Raw genomic sequence first — 12,088 nt, 5'->3', positions numbered from 1 at the left:
ATGCGCCTCAGTCGGCCGCATCGTCGCGCTCCGCTTCGGCATCCTCGCGGTTGCGCACCTTGCCACGCGGCACCGGGCCGGCAGCCGCAGGGAAACGCGACGAGGCATAGCGCACCACCAGAATCGCCAGTGCCAGCAGGAGGATCGCCCCGGACACCATCACCACGCCCCAGCTTGGTTTGTGGGTGTGGGAAATGTCGGAGATCATCAGGCGCGTCAGCGCGGTGATCGCCACGTAGATCATGAAGCGGATCGGCATGTGGTTGGTCTTGAAGTAGATCCCAACCATGGCCGCCAGCTCCAGGTAGATGAACAGCAGCAGGATGTCATCGACCGTGATGTGGCCCTTCTCCAGCATGCCGATGAAGGCCATCACCCCGGCCCAGGCAGTGATCGCCCCGATGGCGAACAGCGCCAGATAATGGAACGCCTCCATCAGCAGGTTGCCCAGCGACTCCGCCAGACCATGCATGTGTTCGCGCAAGCGCTCAGCCCAATTCATCCTTCAACTCCCCAGCAAACCCGGCACGACGTCCCGAACACCCACCGCGGGCATTCACAGGCCACCATCATGCAGGAAAAAGACCTACGCGAGGATGATGCGGCAATGTGACGCAAGGCCCGGCCAGAGCGGGCGGCTCGACGCTGAAAGCACAGGACAGGCTCGCCAAGACGGCCTCCGGCATCGCACACTGCGGCATCCCCACTCAACGAAGGATCTCCCCATGCGTCTTTTCTCGCTGAGCACCGCCTTGTCATCCGCCATGCTCGCCCTGGTCAGCCTGCCGTTGCAGGCAGCCGCACCGGCACCACAGAAGAGCCAGGTGCCGGGCTACTACCGCATGGCGCTCGGGGACTTCGAGGTCACGGCCCTGTACGACGGCTACACCGACCTGCCGGCCAGCCTGCTCAAGGGCATCGACGACAAGGACCTGCAGTCGTTGCTCGCGCGCATGTTCGTCGCATCCGAGAACGGCGTGCAGACCGCGGTCAACGCCTACCTGATCAATACCGGTGACAACCTGGTGCTGGTCGACACCGGCGCCGCCCAGTGCTTCGGCCCGACGCTGGGCGTGGTGCAGAACAACCTCAAGGCGTCCGGCTACCAGCCGGAACAGGTCGATACCGTGCTGCTCACCCACCTGCATCCGGACCATGCCTGCGGCCTGGTCAACGCCGACGGCAGCCCGGCCTTCCCCAACGCGACCGTGGAAGTGCCCCAGGCGGAAGCCGACTTCTGGCTCGACGAGGCGACCATGGCCAAGGCCCCCGAAGGCATGCAGGGCATGTTCAAGCTGGCGCAGCAGGCCGTTGCGCCCTACGCCAGGATGAACAAGCTCAAGCCCTACGAAGCGCAGGGCGAGCTGCTGCCCGGCGTCAGCCTGGTGGCCAGCCCCGGCCATACCCCCGGACACACGTCCTACCTGTTCCAGTCGGGCGGGCAGAGCCTGCTGGTATGGGGCGACATCGTGCACAACCATGCCGTGCAGTTCACCAGGCCGGAGGTGGTCATCGAGTTCGACGTCGACAGCGCCAAGGCCCTGGAGTCCCGCCAGCGCCTCCTCGCCGAAGCAGCCAGGGACAAGCTCTGGGTTGCCGGCGCGCACCTGCCCTTCCCCGGCCTCGGCCACGTACGCAAGGACGCCCAGGGCTATGCCTGGGTACCCGCCGAATTCAGCCCGATCCGCAGCGACCGCTGAATTCCTGACACTCGCTGCTGGCAAAACGGCAGCGAGTTCTTTATGCTTCGAGCACTGTACAAATAAACAGTTACCGATAGACACGCATGAAGGCAGATGAGGTGATGAATGGCCGTCGAAGTGGTGTACCGCAGCAGTCGCGACCCGGAGCGCTTGTTCATGGATAAGGCCGAAGCCGATCGTTACGACAAGATGCTCGAACTGGCCGAGCGCCTGACCGAGGTGCTGCACAAGGCAGTGCCGTCGCTGAACGAGGAGCAAGGCGAGGAAATCGGCATTTTCATGGCCAAGAACCGCGACGTGTTCGCCAAGGCCTTCAAGAACCAGCCGGATGCGCTCGACGAACTCGAGGCCGAAGCCGCCAGCGAATGACCAGCCCTGCAGGCCTCGCCGTGCTCGACGGTCGAGGCCTCGGGGTCATGCGTTGCCTGGCCGATACTGCGTCGCAGCCTGCTCAAGCCAGGCGGGCAGTTCACGGCGGCTGATGCCCTCGTGCCGGGCACGGGCCAGTTGCTCCAGCATGTACTGGCGCTTGGGCTCGTCTCCCTCGGCGAAGGAAAGTGCCAGGTCGCGGTCACTCCACTGACGGATGCGGCGAAACAGCCACCAGTGAAAGTACAGGCCGGCCGCAGTAGTGACGACGATGATGAAATAGTCCATGGTGATTCCTCCTCCCCCACGCTAAACGAGCACGCGCACGACGCCAAGTGCAGCGTTGCCGCAGGCAAGGAGCCGGTTGATGATCCGCTGCAAACGGGTGTACCTGGAAGCCGAAACCTGCGACGGGCAGCGCGTGCTGATCGACCGCCTGTGGCCGAGAGGGCTGGCGAAGGATGCCCTGGCGTGCGACGCCTGGCTGCCCGATGTCGCGCCATCGACCGCCCTGCGCAAGGGCTTTGACCATCGCGCCCCTGCCTTCGCCGACTTTCGCGCAGCTTACCGCCACGAACTGGCCTGCCACCCCGAGCACTGGCAGCGCCTGCTGCACTGGGCGGCAGGCGGCACCCTGACGCTGCTCTACGCCGCACGCGATGAGGTGCACAACAACGCACGCGTGCTGGCGGAGTTCCTCGAGGAGGAGCTGCTGCGACGCGACACGCCGAGTTCGGCAGTGTGCTACCAGGGCGAGTTCGATGCGGGTTGACCACGCCGACCGCTCAGGCTAGCCTCTGGACCTCAACAACCGAGTCGCCCCATTTCCATGACCCTGCTCGCGCATCGCCCGAACGATCTCGCCAGCGCCGCCTACCGCGCCGCTGCCGATGGCTGTGCGCCGCCACCTGCCTGTCACGCCGGCACTCCCCCTCCGCCGGCAGCCGTCTAAGCGGGCTCACCCCGCACCTTCCCGCTCCGTCCTATCGGACTTGCCGAGCTGCGCCCGTGCGCACGGAGCTCACGCGGATTTATCGACAGGTGTTCCATCATGCGTTTCCCTTCGCCCCTTCTGTCCCGCTACGGCGCGACAGTCTTGTTCGTGCTGCTCTGGTCTGCCGGCGCCATATTCGCCCGCCTCGGCCTGGACCATGCGTCCCCGTTCGCCTTTCTCGTCCTGCGCTTCGCCCTGGCCTGCGTGGCCCTGGCGTTGCTCGCCTGCCATTCCGGCATCTGGTTGCCGCAACGCGGCCTGCGCTGCTCGACCGCCAGGGCCGGGCTGCTGATGATCGGCGGCTACAGCATCTGCTACATGCTGGCCCTGGCCGAGGGCATCACGCCTGGCGTACTGGCCACGGTGCTGGGCGTACAACCCATCCTGACCCTGATGCTGCTGGAGCGGCGCGCCTCCCCGCTGCGCGTGCTGGGTCTGCTGACGGCCCTCGGCGGCCTGACGATCGTCGTCAGCGACAGCCTGCTGTACAGCGCACTGCCGGTCAGCGGCATGCTGTTCGCCCTCGGCGCCCTGCTCTGCATCACCCTGGGCAGCATCGCCCAGAAGAACCTGCGGCAGAGCCCCATGCACGCACTGCCGCTGCAGTACGGCCTGTGCCTGCTGGCCAGCCTGCTGCTGTTGCCGAGCCAGGACTGGCGCGTGGAGTACGATGTCGGGCTGTTGCTGCCACTGCTGTGGATGGGGCTGGTGATCTCGGTGGGCGCGCAGCTGCTGCTGTACCGCCTGATCCAGGCCGGCAACCTGGTCAACGTCACCAGCCTGTTCTATCTGGTGCCGGTCACCACCGGCGTGCTCGACTATCTGCTGCTGGGCAACCGACTCTCGGCACATGCCCTGGTCGGCATGGCCGCGATCCTGCTGGGCCTGACGCTGGTCTTCCGCCTGGCCCCGCAGCGCGGCCAGGCGAGCGAATGCTAGCGTTCGTACAGCAGGTGCTCGGCCAACCGGTCGGCGACCCTGGCGGGCGAGCGCTTCTCCGCCTGAGCGTGGGCGTAGATGTCGGTCAGACGCTGGCTGATCCGCGCCAGGTGGGCGGTGATGGCCGGCAACTCCTCGCCGCGGTGACGTAACGCCACGTAGATCAGGCCGCCGGCATTGAGCACGTAATCCGGCGCATAGAGGATACCGCGAGCCTCCAGCTCGTCGGCGATCTCCGGGCTGGCCAGCTGATTGTTGGCTGCCCCGGCGACCGCGGCGCAGCGCAGGTGAGCGACGCTCTGCCGGTTCAGCACACCGCCAAGGCCACAGGGCGCGAGGATGTCGCAGGGCGTGGTCAGCAAGGCTTCGCTGGCGATCGGCTGGGCACCGAGCTGCTCGACGGCCAGCTGCACACGCCCGGCGTCCAGGTCGCTGACCAGCAGCTCGGCCCCCGCCGCATGCAACGCCTCGGCCAGGGCGAAGCCGACATTACCCAGCCCCTGCACGGCGATGCGCAACCCTTCCAGATCATCCCCGCCCAGTCGTGCCTGGGCGGTGGCGCGGATACCGGCGAACACGCCCAGTGCCGTATGCGGCGACGGGTCGCCCGCACTGGAAGTGCTGGTCGCATGCCGGGTATGCAGGGCGATGCAATCCATGTCGGCGCTGGAAGTGCCACTGTCGACGGCGGTGATGTAGCGTCCGTTCAGCGTTTCGATGAAACGCCCGAAGGCTTCGAACAGCGCGGCCCGGCTGTCCAGGTGTGCCGGACGGATGAGCACCGCCTTGCCGCCACCGTGGTCGATGCCGGCCAGCGCCGCCTTGTAGCTCATGCCCTGAGCCAGGCGGATGGCGTCGCGGATGGCGCTCTGCTCGTCGGGATAGGCCAGGTAGCGGCAGCCACCGAGCGCCGGCCCGAGTCGGGTACTGTGAATGGCGATAACGGCCTTGAGGCCACTGACGGGATCGTCAGCCAGATGCAGGGCCTCGAGGCGGGCGGCTTCCATCATGCTGAACATGGGCGAGCTCCCGGTCTGACTTCAGGCCACAGTATAGGTGAGGGCAACTGGACGAGCGTTCGACCAGGGGCTACAAGAGCAGAAGCCACCGGAGAATGCGATGAGCCCACGCCAAGCCTGTCTGCAGTGCCTGCAACGCGACCCGCCTGCCCTGTTCGAGGCAGCGCTGTGGATCGCCGCCGAACATGACGAACAATTGCAACCGGCGAACCTGCTCGCCGACCTGCACGCACTGCAGCTGCAGGTCAGCGCCGGACTGCCGGCCCTGCCCGCGCGCGAGCTGGCCCAGCCGCTGCTGCGCCGACTCGCCGAACTCGACTACCAGGAAGACGACGAAAGCGTGACACGCCCACGCCATGCCCTGCTCCACGAGGTGCTGCGCCGCCGCCGTGGCCAGCCACTGTCGTTGGCGCTGATCGCCCTGGAGCTGGCACGACGCCTGGACATTCCGCTGCAGGGGGTGAATTTTCCCGGCCATTTCATGCTGCGCGTGCCGGGCGCCGACCACCTGCTCGACCCTTGTGGCGGCCGCCGCCTGTACACCCGCGACTGTCGCGAGCAGCTGTATCGTCAGCAGGGCGCGGGGGTCGAACTCAGCGCCGTGCACCTGCAGACCGCCGATGCAGCGGCCATGCTGCAGCGCCTGTCACGCAACCTGCGGCAGCTGCACCTGCAGCATGATGACCCCATGGCCGCGCTGAAGGATGCCGAGCGCGTGCTCCAGCTCGGCCCGCCGAACCTCGCCGACCACCTGGCCCGTGCGGACGTTTACCAGCAGCTCGATTGCCCGCAGGGCGAACGCTACGACCTGGAGCGTGCCCTGCTGTTCTGTGAGGAGGAAGGCCTGCGCCTGCAGCTGAGCCAGCGCCTGCGCAATCTGCAGAGAGCACCTGCGGTGCACTGAAACGAGTGATGTTCAGGCCGATGCCGGCAGGCCATGAAAGCTGAAGTAGTAGCGTAGCGCTTCGATCATCTCGACATACTCGGCGGGGGGCGCGACCAGCGCGAAGCCGGAGTCATAGCAGCCCGGCGTGACATCCTCGCGGCACCACTGGCAGGTGGCGGAGACGTCGATGAAGCGCACACCTTGCTGACCGGGAATCTTCAGGCGCATGTCGAAGCGCGCACCCACCAGCAGCGGCAGCTGGCTGATCAGCATCAGGCCGTCCAGGGAGACATTGCCGATGGAACCCATCGGTTTGTCGGTGATGCGATTGAACACCTTCAGGTAGTAGGGCAACTGATGGCGTTCGATTCGACGCTGGCTGCGCATGGTGGCGAATCGCTACAAAGGGTCTTGAGTATGGCCCGCCCCCGGCCACTAGGCCAGCCCTAGCCGCAACGTTCGGCGATGCGATCGCGCAGCTGGCGACGAGCGGTATCCGTCTCTTCATCACTGTAGTAAATGCGCTCGCCATTGGCATCGGTGCGGTAGTAGGAGAAACCTTCCGGGATCTGTGCCAGGCGGCGGCGCAAATCACGGCATTCGCTGGCCCGTTCCTGGCGCTGGTTGGCCGCTGCGGCGGCAGCCTGCTGCTGCTCGTCGCGCCGGGCGTCGTAGAAGCGCTGGCTACGCGCCTCACGCTCGCGCGTCTGCGCGTCGCGCTCGACGACCTGCGGCTTCACCTCGACCCTCTCGGCGCCCGCGACGGGGCGCTGGCCGAAGTGCACCTGGCCCTGCTCATCGGTCCAGCGATAGATCTCCGCCGTGGCCAGGGCCGGTAGCAGAGCAGCGATCAACAACAAGCGGCGCATGGCCATTCTCCAGAGGTACATGCGCCAGCTTATACCGCGCGGCAGCTCGACGAAATGACCCGCGACCGATGGCTCACAGCGCCGCCGGGCTGGCCTTGGCGGGCGCGGCCGGATTGTAGTGGCCTAGCTGCTCGAGCGTCTGCAGGCGTGCACGGGCACGGTAGGCATACTCGCTGGCCGGGTAGCGGCCGATGATGAACTGGTAGGTCTGTGCCGCGTCGACGAACAGGCTCTCGCGCTCCAGGCACTGCCCGCGCAGCAGGGAGATTTCCGGCTGCAGGTAGGTGCGCGAACGACTCTTGCGCTCGGCCTGTGACAGTTCGAGTTCGACGCGCGAGCAGTCACCCTCATGGTACGCGCGGTAGGCGTTGTTCAGGTGGTGGTCGAGCGATACACGGGTGCAGCCGGCGGCCAGCAGCGCCACGGCCAGGATGATCAGGGTTCGCATGGGTAATTCCTCCGATGTGCAGTGTATCGACAGGCGCCGGAAAAACTGAACAGCGACAAACCTCCGATGGGTTTTGCCGCTATCGCCTTGGCGCTGCCCAGCGCCCTGACTAGACTGCGCGACATCGGCCCGTTCCGGCCAAGGAGCCTGCATGCTGTTCGTTCGCCTGATTTCTCTCGCCGTCGGCGCCTGCCTGCTGAGTGCCTGCGCACCGACCACCCCGCTGTTCATCGCCCAGGTCACCACCAACGAGGTGGTCGAGTACAAGGCCCTGAAGACCAAGCGCATGACAGCGGCCATCGAGGACGAAGGCGACCTGCTGACCTACAGCGCCCTGGCCATTCGCGACGCCCATAGCGACAAGGCCGAAGCACTGTATCTGGAGGGCTACCGTGACCGCCAACTGAGTGACGAGGTACGCGCCATCGCCCTGTACCAGATCGGTCTGATCTACATGAACCGCTTCAACGAGCAGCGCGACGACGCCAAGGCCCTCAATTACTTCTACCGGGTGCTCAACGAATTTCCCGCCAGCCAGGCGGCCAATCGCGCCGAGCAGCGCATCGAGACGATCCGCCAGCGCGAGGACGCACCTATCCAGCAGACATCGCGCGAGTTGCTGGCGCACTGGCAGCCCAGCCAGAACCTCGACCTGTACAAGCCCAGCCTCGATCCGGACATGACCCTGCTGTCGCGCCGCGCCGTGCTCAAGGGCCGGGTCGACGAGGCCGAGCAACTCTACATGCTGGGCCTGGCGGACCCGCACGTCCCCGCCGACATCAAGGAAAAGGCGCTGTATCAGCTGGCCCTGATGCACATGGCGCCGGACAACCCGGCCGCCAACCGGGACAAGGCCATCGCCTACCTGCGTCGCCTGCTGGTGCAGTTCCCCGAAGGCGAGCTGAACGCCAAGGCCGCCCGCCACCTCGACCTGGCCCTGAATCCGGGCGCGCGCTGACCCACATCAATGCCGTTCGCCGCGCCAGGGTCTGTAATGTCAGGACACCCAGGCCGAGGACGCTGCCATGAAACTGCAAAGACTGCTGGTCGTCATCGACACCGAACACGCAGAACAGCCCGCCCTGCTGCGCGCCGCCGAGCTGGCCCGGCAGACCGGGGCCGAGTTGCACCTGCTGCAGGTCGACTACCACCCGAAACTCGACGGCGGCCTGCTCGACGGCCACCTGTTCCAGCGCATCCGCGACACCCTCGTGCAGCAGCGCCATGCCAACCTGCTGGCCAGCGTCGCCCACCTGAGTCGGGAAGGCCTCAAGATCGAGGTGGACGTGCGCTGGAGCAAACACCGCCATGAGGAGATCCTTGCCCGCGTCGCCGTGCTGCAACCGGACATCCTCTTCACCTCGGCCCACCCTGGCAACGCCCTGCGCCGCCTGCTGTTCGGCGACGCCAGCTGGCAGCTGATCCGCCGCTGCCCGGTGCCGTTGTGGCTGGTGCACGACGCCGCACCGCGAGGCAGCAACCTGTGCGTCGCGCTCGACCCGCTGCACAGCGCCGACAAGCCCGCCGCCCTCGACCATCAGTTGATCGCCACCAGCCAGGCACTGCAGGCCCGGCTGGGCCTGGACGCCCACTATCTGCATGCCCAGGCCCCGCTGCCGCGTTCGCTGATGTTCGACGCCGAAGTAGCGCAGGAATATGAAGACTACGTGACCCAGTGCCATCACGAGCATCGCCAGGCGTTCGACGCGCTGATCGCCCGGCACGCCATCGACCCCGGGCACGCTCACCTGCTGGACGGTTTCGCCGAAGAGGTCATCCCGCAGTTCGTGCGCGAGCACAATATCGGTCTGCTGCTGATGGGCGCCATCGCCCGTGGGCATCTGGACAGCCTGCTGATCGGTCACACGGCGGAACGGGTGCTGGAGCGGGTCGAATGCGACTTGCTGGTGATCAAGCCGGCGGGCAAAGGGTAGTGCACAGGAACAATGACTACAGCCTGGCGCCGTAGTAGCCTCCCCGACATCGTTCACTAGGGAGTTCGTGCATGACCTTTCGCCGCACCAAAATCGTCGCCACCCTGGGCCCGGCCAGCAGCTCGCCGGAAGTGCTGGAGCAACTGATCATCGCCGGCCTCGACGTGGCCCGCCTGAACTTCTCCCACGGCACGCCGGATGACCACAAGGCGCGCGCTGCCATGGTCCGTGAACTGGCGGCCAAGCACGGTCGTCACGTCGCCCTGCTCGGCGACCTGCAAGGGCCGAAGATCCGCATAGCCAAGTTCGAGAACAAGCGCATCGAACTGAAGGATGGCGACCTGTTCCGCCTGTCCTCCAGCCACTCGCGCACCGCCGGCAACCAGGACGTGGTCGGTATCGACTACCCGGCGCTGATCCAGGACTGCGACGTCGGTGACGACCTGCTGCTCGATGACGGTCGCGTGGTCATGCGCGTCGAACTCAAGGGTGCCGACGAACTGCACTGCCGCGTGCTGATCGGCGGCCCGCTGTCCGACAACAAGGGCATCAACCGCCGTGGCGGCGGCCTTACCGCCCCTGCCCTGACCGACAAGGACAAGGCCGACATCAAGGTAGCCGCCGAAATGGAGCTGGACTACCTGGCCGTGTCCTTCCCGCGTGACGCTGCCGACATGGAATACGCCCGTCGCCTGCTGAGCGAAGCCGGCGGCAGCGCCTGGCTGGTGGCCAAGATCGAGCGCGCCGAAGCAGTGGCCGACGACGAAGCCCTCGACGGCCTGATCCGCGCCAGTGACGCGGTGATGGTGGCCCGTGGCGACCTCGCCGTGGAAATCGGCGACGCCGAACTGGTCGGCATCCAGAAGAAGATCATCGCCCACGCCCGTCGTCTGAACAAAGCGGTGATCACCGCCACGCAGATGATGGAGTCGATGATCCACAGCCCGATGCCGACCCGCGCCGAAGTGTCCGACGTGGCCAACGCCGCGCTGGACTACACCGATGCGGTGATGCTGTCGGCCGAGAGCGCCGCCGGCGAGTACCCGGTGGAAGCCGTGCAGGCCATGGCCCGCGTCTGCCTGGGTGCCGAGAAGCACCCCACCAGCCAGAAATCCAGCCACCGTCTGGGCCGTACCTTCGAGCGCTGCGACGAGAGCGTGGCCCTGGCGACCATGTACACCGCCAACCACTTCCCCGGCGTCAAGGCCATCATCAGCCTGACCGAGAGCGGCTACAGCCCGCTGATCATGTCGCGCATCCGCTCGCACATCCCGATCTTCGCCTTCACCCCGCACCGCGACACCCAGGCTCGCGTGGCGCTGTTCCGCGGCGTCTACACCGTGCCGTTCGACCCCGCCTCGCTGCCGGCCAACAAGGTCAGCCAGGCCGCGGTGGACGAGCTGCTCAAGCGTGGCGTGGTGGAACCGGGCGACTGGGTCATCCTGACCAAGGGCGACAGCTACCATGGCACCGGCGGCACCAACACCATGAAGATCCTCCACGTCGGCGATCAAATGGTGTGACCCACAGCTGAACCGGAAAGGCCGCTCATCGAGCGGCCTTTTTCATGCCTGCTCGGCAAACTCCAACGTCAGCCGCAGCATGTCCCGCAGCTGGATGCCTTCCTCGTGGATCGGCTGCGGGTAATGGCGCACGAAGAAATCACGGTCGATGGCCGTGACGCGAAAACCCTGGCGCTGATAGAACGCCAGCTGGTAGCCGAAGCTGCCGGTTCCGACCTCCAGCGCACGGGCGCCGCAATCGCGCACGGCATCGATCACTGCCCGCAGCAATCGACTGCCGACACCACTGCGCTGCTGGCTTGCGCAGACAGCGATGCTCATCAGCTCCGCCACCCCATGCACAGGCCGGGTAACCGCGCAGGCACCCAGTACCTGCTCGTTCTGCACGGCGATGAAGCAACGGCAGTCGGACAGGTAGGCGCGCACCTTGCTCTCGTTCGGGTCGGCCAGCAACAGCAGTTCGAGCGGCACCTGCTCCGGGGCTGCTTCGCGGATCACCAGGTCTGTCATGTACGCGTCCTCAAGGCGGGTCGATCACGGCGCATGCCGTACGGTCGACCATTCTCGGGAAGCCGGCGCGTCGACGCCAGGGGCAAGCGGGGGCCGGCGCTCCGGCCAGGGGGCTCAGGCGAACCGGGAGAAATCCGGCTTTCTGCGTTGCATGAACGCCGACAGTGCCTCGATGGCCTCGGGCGAACGCAGGCGCTGGCCGAACAGAGCGCCCTCCTCCTCGATCACCTTGCGCAGCTCCTCGCGCCCCGGTGCACGCATCAGGCGCTTGCTGTCGGCGACTGCCGAAGGGGCCAGATCGAGAAAACGCAGCGCCGCCTCATGCGCCGCACGCAGGGTCGCCGCGCCACCGTCGAGCGCCTGATTGGCAATGCCCCAGGCGGCCGCCTGCTCGCCGCTGAAGCCCTGGCCAAGCAGCAGCAGCTCGGCCGCCCGCGCATGGCCCAGCAGGCGCGGCAGGATCAGGCTGGAGCCATACTCGGGGCACAGGCCAAGGTTGACGAAGGGCATCTTCAACTGCGCATCGCCACTGACATAGACCAGGTCGCAATGCAGCAACAGGGTGGTGCCGATGCCGACCGCAGGCCCGGCCACGGCGGCGACCACCGGCTTGCTGAAATCGAACAGGGCACGCATGAACTGGAAGACTTCGCTGTTCAGACCGGTGGGCGGCGCCTGGATGAAATCGGCGACGTCGTTGCCACTGGTGAAGCAGGTCTCGCCACCGGTCAGCAGCACCACGCGCACGCTGGCGTCGCGCTCGGCTGCGTCCAGCACCTCGGCCATGCCGGCGTACATGGCGCGGGTCAGGGCATTCTTCTTGTCCGGGCGCTGCATGCGCAGGGTCAACAGACCGCCATCACGTTCGATATGCAGATGTTCGTTCATGCAATG

At 66.4% G+C, this 12,088-nt stretch carries 16 protein-coding genes; 8 read left to right on the top strand and 8 right to left on the bottom strand.

What is annotated here, in order from left to right; genetic code table 11:
- Positions 1-7: 7 nt before the first annotated feature.
- On the bottom strand, positions 8-502 hold the full coding sequence (locus E4487_RS17155) for a phosphate-starvation-inducible protein PsiE (protein ID WP_037048030.1): 495 nt from the start codon (positions 500-502) through the stop codon (positions 8-10).
- A 223-nt stretch (positions 503-725) separates the two neighbouring features.
- On the opposite strand from E4487_RS17155, the gene E4487_RS17150 reads away from it, so the two are divergent.
- Positions 726-1,700, top strand: a complete 975-nt coding sequence (locus E4487_RS17150; protein WP_175253934.1) for an MBL fold metallo-hydrolase — start codon at positions 726-728, stop codon at positions 1,698-1,700.
- Positions 1,701-1,808: 108 nt separating this feature from the next.
- Positions 1,809-2,072, top strand: a complete 264-nt coding sequence (locus tag E4487_RS17145) for a YebG family protein (protein WP_037048038.1) — start codon at positions 1,809-1,811, stop codon at positions 2,070-2,072.
- Positions 2,073-2,117: 45 nt separating this feature from the next.
- Here E4487_RS17145 and E4487_RS17140 read toward each other — a convergent pair whose 3' ends face one another.
- Entirely contained in the window at positions 2,118-2,360 is a 243-nt protein-coding gene (locus E4487_RS17140) for a hypothetical protein (RefSeq protein ID WP_175253933.1), read from the bottom strand.
- A gap of 79 nt (positions 2,361-2,439) precedes the next feature.
- Between E4487_RS17140 and E4487_RS17135 the strand changes: the two genes are divergently transcribed.
- On the top strand, positions 2,440-2,844 hold the full coding sequence (locus tag E4487_RS17135; RefSeq protein ID WP_134676756.1) for a DUF488 domain-containing protein: 405 nt from the start codon (positions 2,440-2,442) through the stop codon (positions 2,842-2,844).
- Between the two features lie 279 nt (positions 2,845-3,123).
- Positions 3,124-4,005: a DMT family transporter gene (locus E4487_RS17130; RefSeq protein ID WP_175253932.1), complete on the top strand. Its 882-nt coding sequence runs from the start codon at positions 3,124-3,126 to the stop codon at positions 4,003-4,005.
- Here the strand turns inward: E4487_RS17130 and E4487_RS17125 are convergent.
- Entirely contained in the window at positions 4,002-5,024 is a 1,023-nt protein-coding gene (locus tag E4487_RS17125) for a Glu/Leu/Phe/Val dehydrogenase (protein ID WP_175253931.1), read from the bottom strand. The two genes, E4487_RS17130 and E4487_RS17125, sit on opposite strands and share 4 nt — an antisense overlap.
- A gap of 100 nt (positions 5,025-5,124) precedes the next feature.
- On the opposite strand from E4487_RS17125, the gene E4487_RS17120 reads away from it, so the two are divergent.
- Entirely contained in the window at positions 5,125-5,928 is an 804-nt protein-coding gene (locus tag E4487_RS17120) for a SirB1 family protein (protein WP_175253930.1), read from the top strand.
- Between the two features lie 12 nt (positions 5,929-5,940).
- Here E4487_RS17120 and E4487_RS17115 read toward each other — a convergent pair whose 3' ends face one another.
- From E4487_RS17115 to E4487_RS17105, 3 genes are all read right to left on the bottom strand, one after another.
- Positions 5,941-6,297 (bottom strand): PilZ domain-containing protein, encoded by a 357-nt coding sequence (locus tag E4487_RS17115; protein WP_037048051.1) that lies wholly within the window; start codon positions 6,295-6,297, stop codon positions 5,941-5,943.
- Between the two features lie 59 nt (positions 6,298-6,356).
- Complete coding sequence (locus E4487_RS17110; protein WP_175253929.1) at positions 6,357-6,779, bottom strand: DUF4124 domain-containing protein; 423 nt, start codon at positions 6,777-6,779, stop codon at positions 6,357-6,359.
- A 73-nt stretch (positions 6,780-6,852) separates the two neighbouring features.
- On the bottom strand, positions 6,853-7,227 hold the full coding sequence (locus E4487_RS17105) for a tol-pal system YbgF family protein (RefSeq protein WP_037048058.1): 375 nt from the start codon (positions 7,225-7,227) through the stop codon (positions 6,853-6,855).
- A 151-nt stretch (positions 7,228-7,378) separates the two neighbouring features.
- Between E4487_RS17105 and E4487_RS17100 the strand changes: the two genes are divergently transcribed.
- The 3 genes from E4487_RS17100 (at position 7,379) to pyk (ending at position 10,684) form a co-directional block, all read left to right on the top strand.
- A complete protein-coding gene (locus E4487_RS17100) occupies positions 7,379-8,185 on the top strand; it encodes a tetratricopeptide repeat protein (protein ID WP_037048063.1) in 807 nt (268 codons plus the stop codon).
- 67 nt (positions 8,186-8,252) lie between these two features.
- Positions 8,253-9,161 (top strand): universal stress protein, encoded by a 909-nt coding sequence (locus tag E4487_RS17095; protein ID WP_175253928.1) that lies wholly within the window; start codon positions 8,253-8,255, stop codon positions 9,159-9,161.
- 71 nt (positions 9,162-9,232) lie between these two features.
- The gene (pyk, locus tag E4487_RS17090) at positions 9,233-10,684 is read left to right on the top strand and encodes a pyruvate kinase (protein ID WP_175253927.1); all 1,452 of its coding nucleotides are present in this window, start codon (positions 9,233-9,235) and stop codon (positions 10,682-10,684) included.
- Between the two features lie 42 nt (positions 10,685-10,726).
- Here pyk and E4487_RS17085 read toward each other — a convergent pair whose 3' ends face one another.
- Complete coding sequence (locus E4487_RS17085) at positions 10,727-11,194, bottom strand: GNAT family N-acetyltransferase (RefSeq protein ID WP_175253926.1); 468 nt, start codon at positions 11,192-11,194, stop codon at positions 10,727-10,729.
- 114 nt (positions 11,195-11,308) lie between these two features.
- Positions 11,309-12,082: an enoyl-CoA hydratase gene (locus E4487_RS17080; RefSeq protein WP_037048071.1), complete on the bottom strand. Its 774-nt coding sequence runs from the start codon at positions 12,080-12,082 to the stop codon at positions 11,309-11,311.
- Positions 12,083-12,088 lie beyond the last annotated feature (6 nt).

The sequence above is a fragment of the Pseudomonas sp. BMW13 genome (assembly GCF_013357275.1).
GTDB lineage: Bacteria > Pseudomonadota > Gammaproteobacteria > Pseudomonadales > Pseudomonadaceae > Aquipseudomonas > Aquipseudomonas khazarica.
Note: the sequence above shows the minus strand (reverse complement) of the source record. Positions and strands in the feature narration are given on the sequence as shown.